General features: G+C 51.9%; 16 protein-coding genes. 6 read left to right on the forward strand and 10 right to left on the reverse strand.

The features are described from left to right. Positions 1-6: 6 nt before the first annotated feature. A complete protein-coding gene (gene fdnG, locus ACLJRU_RS19855) occupies positions 7-3,057 on the reverse strand; it encodes a formate dehydrogenase-N subunit alpha (protein ID WP_077248424.1) in 3,051 nt (1,016 codons plus the stop codon). Positions 3,058-3,251: 194 nt separating this feature from the next. Here fdnG and fdhD point away from each other — a divergent pair, with 194 nt between their 5' ends. Then, positions 3,252-4,088: a formate dehydrogenase accessory sulfurtransferase FdhD gene (fdhD, locus tag ACLJRU_RS19860; RefSeq protein ID WP_001059668.1), complete on the forward strand. Its 837-nt coding sequence runs from the start codon at positions 3,252-3,254 to the stop codon at positions 4,086-4,088. A gap of 264 nt (positions 4,089-4,352) precedes the next feature. Here the strand turns inward: fdhD and ACLJRU_RS19865 are convergent, their stop codons facing one another. Further along, entirely contained in the window at positions 4,353-5,384 is a 1,032-nt protein-coding gene (locus tag ACLJRU_RS19865) for a YiiG family protein (protein ID WP_000710972.1), read from the reverse strand. Positions 5,385-5,566: 182 nt separating this feature from the next. Here ACLJRU_RS19865 and ACLJRU_RS19870 point away from each other — a divergent pair, with 182 nt between their 5' ends. Further along, entirely contained in the window at positions 5,567-6,667 is a 1,101-nt protein-coding gene (locus ACLJRU_RS19870) for a YiiG family protein (protein ID WP_023235430.1), read from the forward strand. Positions 6,668-7,021: 354 nt separating this feature from the next. Here the strand turns inward: ACLJRU_RS19870 and ACLJRU_RS19875 are convergent, their stop codons facing one another. Both ACLJRU_RS19875 and ACLJRU_RS19880 read right to left on the reverse strand, forming a co-directional pair. After that, on the reverse strand, positions 7,022-7,345 hold the full coding sequence (locus tag ACLJRU_RS19875) for an AzlD domain-containing protein (RefSeq protein ID WP_000527677.1): 324 nt from the start codon (positions 7,343-7,345) through the stop codon (positions 7,022-7,024). After that, positions 7,345-8,004, reverse strand: a complete 660-nt coding sequence (locus ACLJRU_RS19880) for an AzlC family ABC transporter permease (protein WP_023235431.1) — start codon at positions 8,002-8,004, stop codon at positions 7,345-7,347. The genes ACLJRU_RS19875 and ACLJRU_RS19880 overlap by 1 nt, the downstream gene beginning before the upstream one ends. 100 nt (positions 8,005-8,104) lie before the next feature. Between ACLJRU_RS19880 and ACLJRU_RS19885 the strand changes: the two genes are divergently transcribed. Beyond that, complete coding sequence (locus ACLJRU_RS19885) at positions 8,105-8,653, forward strand: helix-turn-helix domain-containing protein (protein WP_001517951.1); 549 nt, start codon at positions 8,105-8,107, stop codon at positions 8,651-8,653. 88 nt (positions 8,654-8,741) lie between these two features. Here ACLJRU_RS19885 and rhaM read toward each other — a convergent pair whose 3' ends face one another. The 5 genes from rhaM to rhaB all read right to left on the reverse strand — a co-directional run bounded on the left by rhaM (position 8,742) and on the right by rhaB (position 14,023). Beyond that, positions 8,742-9,056 carry an L-rhamnose mutarotase gene (gene rhaM, locus ACLJRU_RS19890; protein WP_000619478.1) on the reverse strand — a complete coding sequence of 105 codons (315 nt, stop codon included), beginning with the start codon at positions 9,054-9,056 and terminating at the stop codon, positions 8,742-8,744. Beyond that, positions 9,053-10,201, reverse strand: coding sequence for a lactaldehyde reductase (gene fucO, locus ACLJRU_RS19895; protein ID WP_023235432.1), 1,149 nt, complete (start codon positions 10,199-10,201; stop codon positions 9,053-9,055). The genes rhaM and fucO overlap by 4 nt, the downstream gene beginning before the upstream one ends. Positions 10,202-10,327: 126 nt before the next feature. Next, on the reverse strand, positions 10,328-11,155 hold the full coding sequence (rhaD, locus tag ACLJRU_RS19900; RefSeq protein WP_001179696.1) for a rhamnulose-1-phosphate aldolase: 828 nt from the start codon (positions 11,153-11,155) through the stop codon (positions 10,328-10,330). A 142-nt stretch (positions 11,156-11,297) separates the two neighbouring features. Further along, on the reverse strand, positions 11,298-12,557 hold the full coding sequence (locus tag ACLJRU_RS19905; protein ID WP_000211472.1) for an L-rhamnose isomerase: 1,260 nt from the start codon (positions 12,555-12,557) through the stop codon (positions 11,298-11,300). Continuing rightward, the gene (gene rhaB / locus ACLJRU_RS19910; RefSeq protein WP_000143971.1) at positions 12,554-14,023 is read right to left on the reverse strand and encodes a rhamnulokinase; all 1,470 of its coding nucleotides are present in this window, start codon (positions 14,021-14,023) and stop codon (positions 12,554-12,556) included. Before rhaB ends, ACLJRU_RS19905 begins: the two co-directional genes overlap by 4 nt. Positions 14,024-14,310: 287 nt before the next feature. Between rhaB and rhaS the strand changes: the two genes are divergently transcribed. Together rhaS and rhaR are read left to right on the forward strand one after the other, a co-directional pair. Then, positions 14,311-15,147 carry an HTH-type transcriptional activator RhaS gene (gene rhaS, locus ACLJRU_RS19915; protein ID WP_000217112.1) on the forward strand — a complete coding sequence of 279 codons (837 nt, stop codon included), beginning with the start codon at positions 14,311-14,313 and terminating at the stop codon, positions 15,145-15,147. A 152-nt stretch (positions 15,148-15,299) separates the two neighbouring features. Then, positions 15,300-16,148 (forward strand): HTH-type transcriptional activator RhaR, encoded by an 849-nt coding sequence (gene rhaR / locus ACLJRU_RS19920; protein ID WP_001541234.1) that lies wholly within the window; start codon positions 15,300-15,302, stop codon positions 16,146-16,148. On the opposite strand, the gene rhaT is transcribed toward rhaR, so the two are convergent. Further along, a complete protein-coding gene (gene rhaT, locus ACLJRU_RS19925; protein ID WP_000063541.1) occupies positions 16,145-17,179 on the reverse strand; it encodes an L-rhamnose/proton symporter RhaT in 1,035 nt (344 codons plus the stop codon). The genes rhaR and rhaT overlap by 4 nt on opposite strands. 618 nt (positions 17,180-17,797) lie before the next feature. Between rhaT and ACLJRU_RS19930 the strand changes: the two genes are divergently transcribed. Then, the gene (locus ACLJRU_RS19930) at positions 17,798-18,481 is read left to right on the forward strand and encodes an oligogalacturonate-specific porin KdgM family protein (RefSeq protein WP_000378721.1); all 684 of its coding nucleotides are present in this window, start codon (positions 17,798-17,800) and stop codon (positions 18,479-18,481) included. The last annotated feature ends 53 nt before the right edge of the window (positions 18,482-18,534 follow it).

Consider the following 18,534-nt stretch of genomic DNA (forward strand, 5'->3'; position numbering starts at 1 on the left):
TCTCCGTTACACCTTTTCCACGTTCACAAGGAAGGATTTAAACTCCGGCGTTTGCGTGTTCGCATCACCGACGAAAGGCGTTAACGTATTGGCGATAAAGCCTTTTTTCGCCACGCCTTCGTAGCCCCAGTGAATAGGAATACCGATGGTATCGATATCCTTGCCGTCCGCTTTCAGCGTGCGAATACGCTTGGTCACCACTGCTTTGGCTTTGATATAGCCGCGGTTCGAGGAGACCTTCACGGTATCGCCATGCGCGATGCCGAGCTTATTCGCCAGCTTCTCGCCAATTTCCACAAACTGTTCCGGCTGGGCGATAGCGTTAAGCAACGCGTGCTTGGTCCAGTAGTGGAAGTGCTCGGTCAGACGGTAAGTGGTTCCGACATACGGGAACTTATCCGCTTTACCCAGCGCGTCGGCATCGTCTTTAAAGATACGGGCGGCAGGGTTAGAGATAACGTTCGGGTGCAGCGGGTTAGTGCCCAGCGGCGTTTCAAACGGTTCGTAGTGTTCCGGGAACGGCCCTTCCGCCATCTTATCGATAGCAAACAGGCGACCCATCCCTTCCGGCTGCATGATAAACGGTCCGACGTCGCTGCCTGGCGCAGCGGCACTGTAGTCCGGAATATCCCATCCGGCCCATTTTCCGCCTTCCCATTTCAGTAGCTGACGTTTCGGGTCCCAGGGGTTACCCTGCGGATCGGCGGAAGCGCGGTTATACAGAATGCGGCGGTTAAGCGGCCATGCCCATGCCCAGCCCAGCGTGTTGCCGAGACCAGACGGGTCGGCGTTATCACGACGCGCCATCATGTTGCCTTCCGGCGTCCAGCTACCGGCGAAAATCCAGCAGCCGCTGGACGTCGTACCGTCATCGCGCAGTTGCGCGAACGAACTGAGCTGTTGACCTTTCTTCACCACCACCGCGCCGGTTGCCGGGTCGATAAGATCGGCCAGCGCTTTACCGTTACTTTCCATCGCCACTTCTTCAGAGGCGGGTTCGTATGGTTTGGTGTAGTTCCAGGTCATATTCAGCACCTGTTCCGGGTTGGCGCCGCCCTGTTCAGAGTACATCTTACGCAGGCGTAAGAAGATACCGGCGAGGATTTCGCCGTCGGTCATGGCAATTCCCGGGGCGTCCGCGCCCTTCCAGTGCCACTGCAGCCAGCGACCGGAGTTAACGATGGAACCATTTTCCTCGGCAAAACAGGTGGAAGGCAGACGGAACACTTCGGTCTGGATTTTTGCGGGATCAACGTCGTTCGACTCACCGTGGTTTTGCCAGAAGGTGGACGTTTCGGTGTTGAGCGGATCGATAGTCACCAGGTACTTCAGTTTGGAAAGCGACGCGACCACTTTGTTTTTGTTCGGGAATGAGGCCACCGGGTTAAAGCCCTGGCAGATATAGCCGTTGACCTTACCCTGTTTCATCATCTCGAAGTACTGCAACACGTCGTACCCTTTGTCCCACTTCGGTAGCCAGTCAAAGCCCCAGCTATTTTCCGCTGTCGCTTTATCACCAAAGAAGGCCTTCATCATCGAGACGAAGAATTTCGGATAGTTGCCCCAGTAGTTGACCTGATCCTTCAACAATGGCTTCGGCGTATTGGCAGCCAGATAGGTTTGCAAATCGGTCTGTTTTTCGCTCGGCAGCGTCAGATAGCCCGGCAGACTTTGCGACAGCAGTCCTAAGTCGGTCAGTCCCTGAATATTGGAGTGACCGCGCAGGGCGTTAACGCCGCCGCCCGCCATCCCCATGTTACCGAGCAGAAGCTGGATCATCGCCATAGTACGGATGTTCTGCGCACCGATGGAATGCTGCGTCCAGCCCAGCGCGTACAGGAACGACGCGGTTTTATCTTTTGCGCTGGTTTCTGCAATGTACTCGCACACTTTCAGGAAGTCCGCTTTCGGCGTACCGCAGATATTTTCTACCACGTCCGGCGTATAGCGTGATACATGCTGTTTCAACAGATTCCAGACACAGCGCGGGTGTTGCAGTGTCGTATCGCGTTTGGCAAAACCGTTTTCGTCCAGCTCATAGTGCCAACTGGTTTTATCGTACTGCCGCTTGTCTGCGTCATAGCCGGTGAACAGACCATCATCGAAGCCAAAATCTTCACGCACGATCAGGCTGGCATTGGTATAGGCCTCGGTGTATTCACGGTTGTATTTTTCGTTAGTCAGCAGATACAGCATCACGCCTGACAAGAAGGCAATGTCAGTACCAGAGCGTATTGGCGCATAAAAATCGGCCACCGACGCGGTACGCGTGAAGCGCGGATCGATCACAATCAGTTTCGCGCCGTTGTGAATTTTGGCTTCCATCGCCCAGCGGAACCCGACCGGGTGAGCTTCTGCGGCGTTACCGCCCATCACCACGACGAGGTTGGCGTTCTTGATGTCGACCCAGTGGTTGGTCATCGCACCGCGACCAAATGTTGGAGCAAGACTTGCTACCGTTGGTCCGTGTCAGACACGCGCCTGGTTGTCGACCGCGAGCATACCCAGCGCGCGGGAGAATTTTTGCGTTAAATAACCCGTCTCGTTACTGGATGCGGAAGCGCACAGCATCCCGGTGGTGAGCCAGCGGTTAACGGTAACGCCTTCGGCGTTCTGCGCCTGATAGTTGGCGTCGCGATCTTCCTTCATCAGTTTAGCGATGCGGTCAAACGCTTCTTCCCAACTGATCTGTTGCCACTTATCTGAACCCGGCGCGCGGTATTGCGGGAATTTCAGGCGGCTTTCAGAGTGGATAAAGTCCACCAGACCGGCCCCTTTCGGGCACAGCGCGCCACGGCTTACCGGATGATCCGGGTCCCCTTCGATATGGAAAATAGATGCTTTGGCGTTTTTCGCACCGTCGCCGAGGCTGTACATCAACAGCCCGCAGCCAACGGAACAGTAGGTGCAGGTGTTACGGGTTTCGCGGGTGCGCAGCAGTTTATATTGCCGTGTTTCCGCTAGCGCTACGCCGGGCGCGAAGCCCAGTGCCGCCGCCGTGGTGCCTGCCATACCGCCAGCGCAGATCTTAAAGAACTGCCTTCTGCTGACCTGCATGGTTTGCTCCTTGTTTCGACATTGTCACTTCTCTTTCACATTTCTCTATCCGAAACGCTCAGGGAGTGGTTGTTATTTTTCTTTGCGGACGGGCCCGCAAAGGTTCAGAATTGGATAAATTTTCCTCCATCCGGGAGGAGTTGTAACAGAATACCATAATGTTGGTGTGCGTGTTCTTATATGGTTAAAAGAAAGTGAACAATATACTGTTTGAAGAAGTCCTAAATGTGACTGATTTCACAACCTCACGCCAGTTGACTCTCTGGAAACGCGAGGATTTGCAGTCCCCCCAACTTGATGATGTTGCCGAGGAAGTGCCAGTGGCACTGGTGTATAACGGTATTTCGCATGTCGTTATGATGGCCTCTCCGAAAGATCTGACGCATTTCGCAATGGGGTTTTCTCTGTCGGAAGGGATCATTGACAGCCCGCGTGAAATCTATGGCATGGACGTTGTGCCGTCCTGTAACGGACTTGAAGTGCAGATTGATCTTTCCAGCCGTCGATTTATGGGGCTGAAAGCGCGTCGTCGCGCGTTGGCCGGACGCACCGGTTGCGGCGTGTGTGGCGTGGAACAGCTCAATGACATCGGTAAGCCGGTGCAACCGCTGCCGTTTAGCCAAACGTTTAATCTCGGTAACCTTGATCGCGCGTTAAAACATCTGAATGATTTTCAACCGACGGGTAAGCTGACGGGTTGTACGCACGCTGCGGCGTGGGTCATGCCGTCGGGTGAACTGGCGGGGGGCCATGAAGATGTCGGACGCCACGTTGCGCTGGATAAACTGCTCGGCCGCCGCGCTACGGAAGGTGAGGAATGGCGGCAAGGCGCGGCGCTGGTTTCCAGTCGCGCGAGTTACGAAATGGTGCAGAAGTCCGCGATGTGCGGTGTGGAAATTTTGTTTGCGGTTTCTGCTGCCACCACGCTCGCGGTTGACGTCGCTGAACGGTGTAATCTTACGCTGGTGGGGTTCTGTAAGCCGGGTCGGGCGACGATTTATACCCATCCGCAGCGGTTAATCGCAGACTAAAATAGTACCCTCTACATTTGCGTAAAATATATATTTTCTCAATTTTACAGCCTCTCTTGATAACGGAATCACGTATAGTGGCGAGGCCATACAGGTTTTAATCGTTTTTATGCTGGGCCGCAGCTTATTCCAGCCATTCACGAAGCGCTTGCTACCCGGTACTTCGAGCGAAAAAAGCGCCCTTGGGGCGCTCTTTCGACAGTCGCTAACGACTTATTTGCTCAGTTCAGCGGTCATATGCACGCGATTTGCAGCGTGAAAAGCTTAGAACTCACGCTCAAGATGATAGCTATTATAGGTATTGATGAGCTCGTTATAAGCTTTAACCACAGCCTCATAAGAACCATCTACCATATCGCCGCTGCCGCTATTGAGGTAGTCCTGCTCATGCGCGGTATACGCCACGTTATCGCGCACGCGCCGAATGCGTTTTTTCACCTTGCCCTGAAATTTTTCCAGGCGATCAATAAAACCAGGGAAATGCTGGTGTTTATCCATATCAACCTTTGTTTTATCACCGAGCTGCTGAGTATGCTCTTCAAAATCAGCGAGCTGTTTGCTTACTGCCGCCACATCAAAAGAAGCATCAGCTACAGCGTCATTAAGCGTCTCGGCTTCCTGCATCGTCAAAAGTGTATAGTACTTAATGGATTTACCTTCTTTCTTCTCGGTCGCCTTAATTTCATTAGCCGCATGCTGCTTACTCATAATGGTAATCTCGGCGATATATTTTTTCGCAATGGGATCAAACTCATCGAACTGTTTTATAAACGTTTTATGGAACGCTTTAGCGCCAGCAAAGGCATCATCCTTGAAGTTATCTTGATCATAGTATTTATTCATACTATTGATTGTTTCAGCTAGTGGCCCAGCCGCATTAATAAATGCCAGAGCAGCACTATCCAGAGAGGCAAACGCCGGCTTTAATTCAGCCGCCGCCTTGATGTCTTTCCGGCAGTCCTGGATAAATGCAGGATACACAGGAACCAGCGGAGAGGGATCGTCTTCCTTACCGGTAGGACCGGTGCGGAAATCGTCGAATGTGTTAGCATAACGATTTACAGCACGGTAAATATCTGCCTGGAGATTATTATAACAATCAATGTAAACATTCAGCTTTTGGTTAAGAACATTGTTCGCATCTGCGCTTTCCGCTGATGTGGATTGTGTATTGCTCGCTGATGAATCCGCACTCTGAGCTACAGGTTGTTCGTCCGCTTTTTTTTCATCACAAGCGCTTAGCCCGGCAGTCATCAGCATAGCGATAATAATTGATGATAACAAATCCTTTTTCATTAGAATAACCTATAAATAATATCATTGAAATTTACAGATTCATTTTAATGAAAAAAAACAGGTATGTGGATTATTCAACACAAAAAATACTTAATGCATATTTCATTATAATTAACATTATCAATATCAATGTGTTCGTTAAAATAAGAGAACCCCAACGTAAATATACAAAAGGCAATTAAATGAAAAGGAATTTATTATCCTCAGCGATAATCATTGCGCTAATGACCCTGGGCGCAACAGGATGTGATGACAATAATGTTAAAACCGAGGCGACGTCGGCCGCCAGCAGTCAGCCTGCGACACCAGCGCCTTCTCAGACGCCGGAAACGCAATCTGGCGAAAGTCCAGCGCAGCCCCCAGCAGCGAAGCCAGAAACGGCAACTCAGCCCCCGGCGGCGAAGCCAGAAACGCCAGCTCAGCCGGAGGTTGACGCTGAAGAAGTTTATAGTGAAAAAATGGATGTCTATATCGATTGTTTTAATAAACTTCAATTGCCCGTTCAGCGCAGTCTGGCGCGTTACGCGGATTGGGTGAAAGACTTTAAAAAAGGTCCGACAGGGAAAGAGAGCCTGGTTTATGGCATTTATGGTATTACGGAGTCTTACATAACGAATTGCCAGAAAGAGATGAAACAGGTGGCCGCCTTAACGCCATTACTTGAGCCTATTGATGGCGTTGCCGTTAGCTATATTGATAGCGCCGTCGCGCCGGGTAATACCATTAACGAAATGGAAAAATATTATACCCAGGAAAACTATAAAGATGATGCCTTTGCTAAAGGTAAGGCGCTGCATCAGACATTACTGAAGAATATCGAGGATTTTAAACCCGTCTCGGAAAAATATCATGAGGCTATTCAGGAAATAAATGACAGGCGGCAATTGACACAGTTGAAGAGAATAGAAGAAGCGGAAGGTAAAACATTTAACTATTATTCTCTGGCTGTCATGATTTCGGCAAAGCAGATCAACAAGGTTATTTCTGCCGATACCTTTGATGCCGAAGCGATGATGAAAAAAGTCGCGGAACTGGAAACAATGATTGCGCAATTGAAAGAAGTGAATACTGATGGCCGTAATTCTTCTTTCATCAGCTCTGCGGCTGATTATCAGCTACAAGCTAAAAAATATATTCGTCGCATCAGAGACAATGTTGAGTATTCTGATTTTGAAAAGAAACGGGTGCAGGACCCTGCAACAGGATGGATGGTTGCGGATTCTTATCCGGCGTCGTTGAGAAGTTATAACGAGATGGTGGATGATTATAACCGCCTGCGTTGAGTGACGGCACATTAACTGCGCGCAGGCTGGCGCAAGTGCCTATAAAATTACGCTATAACGCCAATAAAAAGCGCCGATCAGGCGCTTTTTTCGTTCATGTATTCTTCATCAGGCAATATCTGTAAAAATAGCTGACGTAAACATTAACTAAAGAGAGTTATTAGAAAAACCAGTAATCTGAAGCTATCACAAGATGTTGACGTCACGCTGGAAGGTACTGGTAGTGTCATTGAGGATCGGCATTTATATGGAAAGCATTTATCCCCCTGATGCGAAAGTTCTGGGCCACTTCAGCATAGGGCGGCCCAGCCTTCATCACTTATAGGGTGTCACGTCCAACTATTCTGTAAGACGTTAATTAATACCCGCCATTCGTAATAACGCGGTCACCACTGCAGCGGCGATAATCACCACAATAAGCGGCATTTTACGCCAGGCTAAAAATACGGCGAAGCCAACCCCAAGAACGCGCGCCATTCCGGCAAAATGTTCGCCTTCGTAAAAGGTGGTCGCCAGCGCGACGGAGAATAGCAGCACCGTTGCCGCATCCGAGAGCAGCGCCTGTGAACGCTCAGACAGCGCCAGACGGCTGCCAAGTTTCGCGCCGCCGAGGCGCATCAAATAGGTTCCCGCAGACAAAAGAGCAATACCGATAATAAATAGCGTCATATTGCCCATTATTTTTTCCTCGCCAGTAGGCCAAGCAGCGAAAGCAACACCGGCAATCCGGCAGCCACAAAGGGAACGGCGGCAAGCGACAGCGCGGCGCCGCTGCAACCACGAATCAATGTGGTGCGGTTTTTAAACGCCGGGATCACCAGCGCCAGTAAGATTACCGGGAATACGGCATCCAGACCGATGGTTTCTGGGGCCGGGAGCAGTTTGCCGACACCTGCGCCAATCAGTGTGCCAATCGGCCAGAATAGGGCGACGCCCAGACCGCATAGCCAGTAGGCGGCTTTACGTTGTTCGGGTGTTTTTTGCGACAGGCCGAACACCACGCTCTCATCATTCATAATATGGCAGCCGAAAAAGCTGGCGGCGCGGGTGCCAACCAAATCGCGCACCGTTACGCCAAACGGCACGTGGCGCGCATTCACCAGCAGTCCTGCCGCCGCCGCCGCTAACGGATTGCCGCCGCTGGCAACAATGCCGATAAACATAAATTCGGACGCGCCCGCCAGTACAAAAATAGAGAGGACAAACGGCACCCACAGTGGGAAACCGTAGGCCATCGCCAGTGAGCCATAGGGCATGCCGACGACGCCCACGGCCAGGCACACTAAAAATATCGCTTTTATCGTGTCTCCCTTGAGACAGGAAAAATAGTGTTTCATCTTCTTTAGTCATATCGAACGAATTTTCATTATAATGAACGGAACAGATTTGCTTTACAAGACGAACATTTCGTTCGTTATAGTGAACGTTGGATGCTTTATGACACAACCTATTAGCGTCATTGCCAGAAGTCTGGTACGCGAACGCCAGCGAACCGGACTGTCGCTGGCGGAGATTGCGCGGCGCGCAGGCATCGCTAAATCTACGCTTTCACAACTGGAAGCAGGGAACGGCAACCCCAGCCTGGAGACGTTATGGTCGCTATGCGTCGCGCTCGACATTCCCTTTGCCAGGCTGCTGGAGCCGCAGGTACAAAAAACGCAGGTGATTCGCCGCGGAGAAGGCACCAAAGTCGTGGCGGAGCAGGCGCATTATCAGGCGATATTACTGGCGGCGTGTCCGCCCGGCGCGCGGCGTGATATCTATCTGCTGTTGACGCAGCCGGGGGCCGACCGGATCTCTCACCCGCATCCGCCGGGGTCGGTGGAACATATTATTGTTACGCAGGGAAAAGCCCTCGTCGGCTTAACCGAGGCGCCGGAAGAGCTGGCGGAGGGCGATTACATTTGTTATCCCGGCGACCAGGCGCATATCTTTAAAGCGCTGGAACCGGATACTCAGGCTATCCTGGTAGCGGAGCAGAATTGAAATTGCCGGATGGCGGCGTAACCGCCTTATCCGGCCGACAAAAAATAAAACCGTAGGCCCGGTAAGCTTGCGCCACCGGGCACACGACTTACTGCAGATAGAACACCTCTTTTAGCTCTGCGCTGACCGGGCTGTTATCCGGATTCGCGGGCATAACGTCACGCATATGTTTCCACCAACGCTGGCAAACGTCGGTGCTGGCAACGGCGTTCCAGCGCTCCTCGGATTCAATCTCAACGGTGGCGAACAGCAGATTGCGCTCCTGATCGAGATAAATCGCGTAGTGATGCGCGCCGTGAGATTTTAATACGGCTTCCAGCTCCGGCCAGATTGGGTTATGACGACGCTGATACTCCTCGTGCGCGTCGGCATTTACCTGCATCACAAAGGCTTTGCGGATCATAACGCCTCCAGGTACAGCCCGCGAACTTCATCGCGGCTGGCGGTGCGCGCGTTACACGGCGCGCACGGGTCGGCGAGGGCTTTATCCAGCCAGCCTTCGATATCTTCTTTTGTGACGCCCAGCTTGCTGAAACCTTCTGGAATGCCGACGCGTTTGCTCAGCGTACGGATAGCGTTAATCGCTTCCTGACTTGCGGCTTCGTCAGACATACCGCGCGTCTCCACGCCCATCGCCTGTGCAATGCGGGCAAAACGCTCGACGGCATTCGGACGGTTAAAGTTCTCGACAATTAGCAGCAGGATAGCGTTGCAGACGCCGTGCGGCAGGTTGTGGGTTGCGCCCGGCTGGTGCGCCAGCGCGTGAACCAGCCCCAAACCGGCGCTGTTGAACGCCATACCCGCCAGGTACTGGCCGAATGCCATTTGCTCACGGGCTTCGAGGTTATGGCCATCGTCAACCGCTTTCGGTAGCCACACATTGATTAAGCGAATCGCTTCCAGCGCGTTAGCGTCGGTGAGCGGATGCGCGCCAACGGAGACATAGGCTTCCACCGCATGGGTCAGGGCATCCATGCCGGTTGCGGCGGTCACAGAAGCGGGGATTTCCAGCATAACGCTGGCGTCATCCACGGCAATATCCGGGATGATGTTCGGGTCGATAATCACCTCTTTGACCTTACGGGCAGAGTCGATAATCACCGCGTTGCTGGTCATCTCTGCCGCGGTACCTGCCGTAGTGTTAATCGCTACCAGCGGTACGCCGGCGTTTTTCACTTTGCCGACGCCGGAGTAGGCGGTAGATGGACCTGGGTTGGCGGTCAGAATTTTCACCGCTTTTGCGGTATCGATCGGGCTGCCGCCGCCGAAGGCGATAATGTAGTCACATTCTGCGCTCTGATATGCCGCAAAACCTTTCTGCACCAGCTCTTCTGTCGGGTTTGGGAACACCTCATCAAACAGGTGGTAAGACATTTGATGTTTATCCAGTGCGCTAAACAGGCTATCCAGCAGGCCCAGCTTTACCAGTTGACCATCGGTAACGATCAGCGCTTTGCCCCATTGCTTATTCGCCACGAGGTTCACCATATCGGCAATCGCTCCAGCGCCATGCAGGCTAATTTTTGGCAGTGCCAACATAAAGCTCATCACTATTCTCCTTAAAAAAATTCCCTGTTGCCCGATGGCGCTACGCTTATCGGGCCTACGGTAAAATGCGCACCGTCCTGTAGGCCGGATAAGGCAAAGCCGCATCCGGCGTTGAGTTGGGAGGTATTAGTACAGCGCTACGGCGCTGGCCAGCGGTGTCACGCCAAAACGTTTGCCGAGTGCGACCAGTTCTTCGCGCGTGATGGTCTGCTTCATACCGCCCATCGAATAGATTTTGACTAATACCTCAGCGGATTTCTCTGCGGTATCTATCAAACCGAAGGTTTCATCCAGCGTAGGTCCGCTTCCGAACACGCCGTGGAACGGCCACAGTACCAGCGAATGTTTCTGCATTTCTTGCGCGGTGGCCTGGCCGATTTCATCGGTGCCTGGCACCATCCATGGCAGAATGCCGACACCGTCCGGGAATACCACCAGGCATTCGGTGCTGCCTTCCCACAGTTTGCGGGTGATCAGCGCAGTGTTGTTTTCCAGTACGTAGGTGAGGGCGATCAGGTTAGTCGCATGGCAATGCATAATGACGCGGTCTTTGCCGTGGGTAGCTTTGATGCGTTCGCAGTGGGAAAGGAAATGCGCCGGGAGTTCAGAGGTGGGTACCGCGTCGTGGGTTAAGCCCCACAGAATGTGGTAGCCTGCGCCGTCGCTGTCGATTTTGACCACGCCTAAATTGGCTGCCGGATCGAGCTGCACGTTGCGAAAGAATTTGCCGGAACCGGTAACGATAAACGGCGTATTCGCCAGCAGCGGCATGGGTTGACTTAGCGCGATATAGCGCGGTTTTTCGTGGAAATTAGCCGCAAAAGGCGCGATATCGGTTTCATCCAGACGCAGTGTCAGGTTACCGCCATTACGTTCGTCCCACCCTTTCAGCCACGCATCAGACGTGGCTTTAATCATGCCCTGGACAAACCAGGAATCGGTAATATTTTGCATGTTCGTGTTCCCATTCATTGCCCGAAGGTTATTCGGGTCTTACGTAGGCCGGATAAGCGCAGCGCCATCCGGCAATCGTGTTTCATTTATTGCCGGATGGTGACGCGGGCGTCTTATCCGGCCTACAGATCAGGTGTCGCTGTCAGCTACGTTTGCTCAGGATCTCTTTTTCGTAGGTGCGAACGCTGTCCAGCCACTGGCTGCCAGTCGGCGTGTCGTGACGCTGGCAATACATTTCCCAGACGGCCTGCCACGGCAGAGATTTCTGCTCTTCCAGCAGCGCCAGACGCGCGGTGTAATCGCCGCTGGCCTCAAGCTGACGCAGTTGATCTGTGGGTTCCAGCAGAGCGCGCAGCAGCGCTTTTTTCATGTTGCGGGTACCGATAACCCACGCGGCGACACGGTTGATAGAGGCGTCGAAGAAATCCAGGCCGATATGCACACGGTCGAACAGGTTATGACGGACGATCTCGCTGGCAATTGCCTGGGTTTCATCGTCCAGGAGCACCACGTGGTCGCTATCCCAGCGTACCGGGCGGCTGACGTGCAGCAGCAGCCGTGGCACGTAGAGCATGGCGGCGGAAATTTTGTCGGAAATCACTTCAGTGGGATGGAAGTGTCCCGCATCCAGGCACAGCGCGGTCTGACGGCTGGTGGCGTAGCCCATGTAGAACTCATTGGAGCCGACGGTGTAGCTTTCCGCGCCGATGCCAAACAGTTTGCTCTCAACGGCGTCGATGTGGTGCGCCGGGTCGAATTTCTCGCTAATGACCTCATCCAGCGCTTCCAGCAGGCGCTGGCGCGGGGCTAAACGGTCGACGGTAATGTCTTTCATGCCGTCCGGAATCCAGATGTTCATCACCGACGGCGTACCGAGCTGCTCACCAAAGTATGCCGAGACGCGGCGGCTGGCCTTGCAGTGATCGATCCAGAACTGGCGAATTTTCGCGTCTGGATGAGAGAGGGTAAAACCGTCAGCGCTCAGTGGATGAGAAAAACAGGTGGGGTTGAAATCCAGCCCCAGCCGGTTCGCTTTCGCCCACTCCACCCAGTTTTTAAAATGCTCCGGTTTGATCTGGTCGCGAGCAACCGGCGTATCCGACTCAAGGTAAATGGCGTGTAGGTTCAGCCGTTTTGGGCCTGGGATCAGACGCAGCGCCTGTTCCAGATCGGCGCGCAGTTCGGTGGCGTTACGCGCTTTGCCCGGATAGTTGCCGGTCGATTGAATTCCGCCCGTCAGCGAACCTTCCGGGTTCTCGAATCCGGCAACATCGTCGCCCTGCCAGCAGTGCATGGAAACCGGCAGGCGATCGAGCTGGCGCAGCGCCTCCTCGACATCAATACCTACTGCGGCGAAACGTTGTTTTGCCAGTTCCCAGGCTTGTTCCAGTTGAGTGGTCATGCGCAAAGCTCCTTTGTCTGTCGTTTGGGTTGAAACTGCGCAACGTGGCGGGCAATTTCACTATCAGGATTAGGGATATAGGTTGTCAGGTCGTAGTTAGCGCTGACGACCTGACGGAAGTCATCGACGTTGTTTAATTCGTCGAGGGTCATAAGCTGAATACCAATATTGCCAAGGGTGGAGGCTTCAACCGGCCCGGCTATCACGCGAATGCCACATGCATCGGCGCACAACTGGTTGAGTAGCGAGTTTTGGCATCCGCCGCCGACAATATGCAGTTGGGTAAATTTTTCGCCGCGCAGATTTGCCAGTTCGTGCAGAATGTCGGCATACAACAGCGCCAGACTGTCGAAAATGCAGCGCGCCAGTTCGGCATCGCTGACGGGAACGGGCTGGTCGGTCTCGCGACAGACGGCCTGGATTTCAGCGCGCATATCGTCAGGATTGATAAAGCGATCGTCATTCGGGTTAATCAGGAAACGGCAGGCCGGCAGCGCTTCTGTTTGGGCGATAAGCGCAGGCAGATCGGTAATGCGCCGTTCTTTCAGCACGCGCTGGAGCAGCCACAAACCCATAATGTTTTTCAGTACCCGATAACGCCCTTCCGCGCCGCCCTCGTTGGTGATATTGGCGGCCAGCGCCTCATCAGTGGTGTAGGGCATTTTGCTTTCAAAACCCATCAATGACCAGGTGCCTGAAGACAGGTAAGCGCTATGTTTATTTGCCAGCGGAGAGGCAATAACGGCGCTGGCGGTATCGTGGCTGGCGACGGCTACCACCGGAATACGGTTGCCCTGCGGGCAAATCCAGTCGCCGATAACATTGCCAGGGTGCGAGGGGCGACCGAACCAGCTCTTTTTCGCGCCAGTCCACGCCAGCAGGGTATCGTCCCAGTCATCGGTATTGATATTGACCAACTGGGTGGTCGTGGCGTTGGTGTATTCCCAGTTCATTTCACCGGTCAGGCGGTAGCTGAAATAATCGGGCATCAGCAGCGCATGAGCGACCTGCGCCGTTAACTCAGGCTGTTGTTTCGTCAGCGCGCGTAGCTGATAGATGGTGTTAAACGGCAGAAACTGAATCCCGCTGCGGCGATAGATTTCGCTTTTGCCGATCTGGACCAGCGCTTGCGGCATGATGCCCGTGGTACGGTTATCGCGGTAGGAGACCGGCAGGCCGACACGCTGACCTTGTTTATCCAGCAGGACATAATCGACGCCCCAGGTGTCGATGCCGATGCTGTCGATAAGAATGCCTTCATTGCAGACTTTCTTCAGACCAAGACGGATATCCTTTTCCAGACTGTCGATGTCCCAGGTGTCAAACCCGTCTGTTTTTTGTAGGCAGTTCACAAAACGGTGAATTTCACGTAGCGTCAGGGTACGGTGTTTGCTGTCGTAACGCGCCAGCATCACGCGCCCGCTGGATGCGCCGAGATCAACCGCGACACAATGGCGAAAAGTCATAATCAGGTCCTTCTTAGAGTCATTGCGCACAGTCTAAAAAAGCCCTCAAAGACCTACCTTCTCGTTACTGACAGGAAAATGAGCCGCTGGCAACAAGGCAAAGATGAACGTGATAGCGTTCACAGTTTCTACTAATAGGCCGGTGTGATGTCGTCCGCATTTCCCGCTTTTTCCCGCCTTTTCTTGAAAAAAAGACCATGTTTGCGCGCTTTAGCGTCAAAAATTTAAGGTGAGGCCGATAACCCTTAATTACTATTCGGACATGTTGAATTCAGGAGGAAGCAACCATGACCGTACTGCATAGCGTGGATTTTTTTCCATCAGGTAAAGCGCCCGTGGCGATTGAACCTCGTCTGCCGCAAGCCGCTTTCCCTGAACATCATCATGATTTTCATGAAATCGTGATTGTGGAACACGGTACGGGCATTCATGTATTCAACGGGCAGCCGTATACCATCAGCGGCGGTACCGTGTGTTTTGTTCGCGATCACGACCGGCATTTATATGAACATACCGACAACCTATGCCTGACGAATGTACTGTGGCGTTCACCGGACGCCTTCCAGTTTCTGGCGGGGTTGGATCAATTGCTGCCGCAGGAGCAGGATGGTTACTATCCTTCTCACTGGCGGGTGAATCAGAGTGTGTTGCAGCAGGTGCGCCAGTTGGTCGGTCTGATGGAGCGCGCCGGAGACGGCATGGATGCGCCTGCCGTGGCGAATCGCGAAATTTTGTTTATGCAACTACTGGTGTTGTTACGCCGCAGTAGCCTGATGGAAGGCGCGACCAATAACGACGCCAAACTCAACCAACTGATGGCATGGCTGGAAGACCATTTTGCGGAGGAGGTCTGCTGGGAGGCGGTAGCTGAACAGTTTTCGCTGTCGCTACGCACGCTGCATCGTCAGCTTAAACAGCATACCGGGCTGACGCCGCAACGTTACCTTAATCGCCTGCGTTTGATCAAAGCCCGGCATTTATTGCGCCATAGCGATCATAGCGTGACAGAAATCGCGTACCGCTGCGGTTTTGGCGACAGTAACCACTTTTCGACTCTGTTTCGCCGAGAATTTAACTGGTCGCCGCGGGATATCCGTCAGGGACGCGATGCGATAATCCAGTAACGCGAACGCTATCAACGTTTTCGTCGCCAATATGCTGATAATTATACCCTTTAATACCGGATGGCGGCTGCGCCTTACCTGGCCTACGGCGGCGAGCGGTAGACAGAATAAGCGTAGCGCCATCCGGCAAGCATTCAACATGAGGTGCTGCGGTGGCAAATCAGTTAATCCTTTTGAAAAAAGATTTTTTTACTGATGAGCAGCAGGCCGTTACGGTTGCCGATCGCTATCCACAGGATATTTTTGCGGAACATACGCATGAGTTTTGTGAACTGGTGATGGTCTGGCGGGGCAATGGCCTACACGTTCTTAATGAGCGCCCATACAGAATTACCCGCGGCGATCTGTTTTACATTCGTGCTGAAGACAAACACTCCTATACCTCCGTTAACGATCTGGTGCTGCAAAATATCATTTACTGCCCGGAGCGTTTGAAACTCAATGTAAACTGGCAGGCGATGATTCCCGGCTTTCAGGGAGCGCAGTGGCATCCTCACTGGCGGCTGGGCAGTATGGGAATGAATCAGGCGCGGCAGGTCATTAACCAGCTTGAACATGAGAGTAATGGACGCGATCCGCTGGCGAATGAGATGGCGGAATTGCTGTTTGGTCAACTGGTGATGACGTTAAAACGGCATCGCTACGCGACCGACGATCTTCCGGCAACCTCCCGAGAAACCCTGTTGGATAAATTAATTACCGCTTTGGCTAATAGCCTTGAGTGTCCCTTTGCGCTGGATGCGTTTTGCCAGCAGGAACAATGCAGCGAGCGGGTGCTGCGGCAGCAGTTTCGCGCCCAAACCGGGATGACGATTAATCAATATTTACGCCAGGTCCGTATTTGCCACGCGCAGTATCTGCTTCAGCATAGCCCGCTGATGGTTAGCGAGATTTCGATGCAGTGCGGTTTTGAAGATAGTAATTATTTTTCAGTGGTGTTCACGCGGGAAACCGGGATGACGCCGAGCCAATGGCGTCATCTCAGTAATCAAAGCGATTAACTGGCCATGCCTAAACCGACAATATTCGCCGCGATAATAATTACCACGCAGCCGAGGCTTAATACGGCAACGGGACGGCGGCCAGCATTTTTCCACTCTTTTAGCACCAGACCGACAAGCCCCCCGCACAGCACATAGAAGCTCATGTGCAGCATCCAGCTCATGTAGTCATATTGCGCTGGAATGCGCGCGTGACCCCAGGCATAGAAAAAGAACTGCAAATACCACATCAGACCGCCAAGCGCGGACAGCAGAATATTGCTGATAATCAATGGCCTTGCCAGCGAGAAGTCGGCTTTTATCGACAGATTTTGCACTTTTGCCAGGCGGATAAAACAGAAACCGAGGTTCACCAGCGCGCCGCCGCCCATAATCACCACGTAACTCGGCAGCGCGACATAGAGCGGGTCAACGCCAAGCGCGGCAGCAGCTTCATGCATCGGTTTCGCGGCGTTCATGGCAAAAGACATCCCCGCCGAGAAAATACCGCACATCACTGCCAGCAGAAGCCCTTTCTTCAGATTGAACTCCTCCGCTTTAATGCCCATTTTGCGTTCTTTTAACTGTCCGGCGCGCGTCACAATCCCGACGCCGATCAGCGCGACAAAAACGCCAAGTAGCGTCATGCGTCCCCCTTCGGTATGGATTAACACATCGAAGTTACCGTTGATGATAGGCGTCATCAGCGTGCCGACGATAAGCGTAATGCCGATAGCGATGCCGATACCCATCGACATCCCGAGATAACGCATGGTCAGGCCGTAGTTAATATTGCCGATGCCCCACATGGCGCCGAACAGAAAAACCGGTAAAAGGGTGGAGAGGTTAAACTGCCCATAATAGGCCCAGAAATCAGGCAGTAACAGAGCGCTAATTGTCCACGGCAGAATAAGCCATGAGACGATGCCGCCCACTGACCACATGGTTTCCCATGACCACTGTTTCACTTGCTTGAACGGGGCATAGAAGCAGGCTGCACTGGCCGCCCCTATCAGATGCCAGAAAATACCCATCGTAATCGCGTTACTCATGACATGTTCCTCATTATTTTTTATGGACGGGATACCCCTTCCGTTTGCATGAGTTTAAAAATTACGCAGCCTGGTAACCTTATAACGATTGCCGCCGTTGGGTGTATTCTGGCAATCAGCACGTTAATGAAGTGATTAACTTCACGTTTTAAAAAAGTCGGAGCGCATCGTGACCGTCTGGATGTTATTTAAATCAGTGGGTAATATTTGTTTTCTAAAATACCTTCATCATAACGACACGAAACGACTTAGCTGGCAACAATGCAAAGAAAACGCTGCGTGAGATCACATAATGGGAATAGTCTGACTTACCGTTTGATAAAAGGGTAGTTATACAGTAATTATTTAGTTGTTTTATTTGTATTTACAATTTAAATATATTGAAATTAACGTTAGGAATCAATGAAATATAAATATAAGGAAATCCCTATATTGGCGTTGTTGATGGAGTTTTGATTTTTATTTTATATGACGAATATGAATTTCATTTATTTTATTTTGCTTTTTGAACATTATCCCAATTTTAAATTAAAGATCTTTGTCTATATTGTCGCCATTCACATTGCGTATTATGGTTGTAACGGCCTGACATGAAACAACGTTTTAATTTTAAATTAAATGGATTCTGTTATGAGAAAATCTCTTTTCTTACTATTACCTCTTGTTGTAACAAATGCGCATGCAGTATATGTCGATGTTCGTCATGAATATCTTGATGACAGTAAAGCTAACTATGACCGTGCGTATATTTCTCATCGGTTTGCGAATGGTGTTGGTTTTGCGATAGAAGCTATCTCAAAATCAGGCGGGGATGACACCAATAAAGCGTTTAATGACCTGGAAACACAGGGCAACGAATATACGATAAGCTACCAATTTAAAACCGGTGATGTCGCCTGGCAACCGGGTTTTGTGCTGGAAACAGGCAACGGTTACTCTACCTATAAGCCTTACTTCCGCGCGACGTGGACATTAAATGAAAGCTGGTGGGTTGGCGCGCGCTATCGTTTTGAATATGTACGCCGTTCTTCTGATATCCGTGATGATGATACCATCAATCGTATGGATGTCTGGGCGGGTTATAAATGGAACAACTTTGACTGGACAATCGAAGGAATTTATAAGAAAGCCGATAAATATGATCTTTACGATGGCGGCAAAGATAACTATGAATATAACTTCAGAACTGCCTATATTATTGATCAATGGTCGCCATTCGTTGAGGTAGGTAATGTTTCCGTCAATAGCAACAGCGATGAAAGACAAACCCGTTTCCGCGTGGGTATAGGCTACACATTCTAATCATTATCCCTGTTTATTATTTATTCCCTTTTCCGGCTACTTTATAGGTAGCC

The sequence above is a fragment of the Salmonella sp. SAL00653 genome (assembly GCF_046552515.1).
GTDB lineage: Bacteria > Pseudomonadota > Gammaproteobacteria > Enterobacterales > Enterobacteriaceae > Salmonella > Salmonella enterica.

Bases quoted from the DNA above. Each gene is read 5' to 3' on its own strand.
- ACLJRU_RS19865 (WP_000710972.1), bottom strand. From the start codon at position 5,384: ATGAAAAAGGATTTGTTATCATCAATTATTATCGCTATGCTGATGACT.
- ACLJRU_RS19870 (WP_023235430.1), top strand. From the start codon at position 5,567: ATGAAAAGGAATTTATTATCCTCAGCGATAATCATTGCGCTAATGACC.
- ACLJRU_RS19875 (WP_000527677.1), bottom strand. From the start codon at position 7,345: ATGGGCAATATGACGCTATTTATTATCGGTATTGCTCTTTTGTCTGCG.
- ACLJRU_RS19880 (WP_023235431.1), bottom strand. From the start codon at position 8,004: ATGAAACACTATTTTTCCTGTCTCAAGGGAGACACGATAAAAGCGATA.
- ACLJRU_RS19885 (WP_001517951.1), top strand. From the start codon at position 8,105: ATGACACAACCTATTAGCGTCATTGCCAGAAGTCTGGTACGCGAACGC.
- rhaM (WP_000619478.1), bottom strand. From the start codon at position 9,056: ATGATCCGCAAAGCCTTTGTGATGCAGGTAAATGCCGACGCGCACGAG.
- fucO (WP_023235432.1), bottom strand. From the start codon at position 10,201: ATGAGCTTTATGTTGGCACTGCCAAAAATTAGCCTGCATGGCGCTGGA.
- rhaD (WP_001179696.1), bottom strand. From the start codon at position 11,155: ATGCAAAATATTACCGATTCCTGGTTTGTCCAGGGCATGATTAAAGCC.
- ACLJRU_RS19905 (WP_000211472.1), bottom strand. From the start codon at position 12,557: ATGACCACTCAACTGGAACAAGCCTGGGAACTGGCAAAACAACGTTTC.
- rhaB (WP_000143971.1), bottom strand. From the start codon at position 14,023: ATGACTTTTCGCCATTGTGTCGCGGTTGATCTCGGCGCATCCAGCGGG.
- rhaS (WP_000217112.1), top strand. From the start codon at position 14,311: ATGACCGTACTGCATAGCGTGGATTTTTTTCCATCAGGTAAAGCGCCC.
- rhaT (WP_000063541.1), bottom strand. From the start codon at position 17,179: ATGAGTAACGCGATTACGATGGGTATTTTCTGGCATCTGATAGGGGCG.
- ACLJRU_RS19930 (WP_000378721.1), top strand. From the start codon at position 17,798: ATGGATTCTGTTATGAGAAAATCTCTTTTCTTACTATTACCTCTTGTT.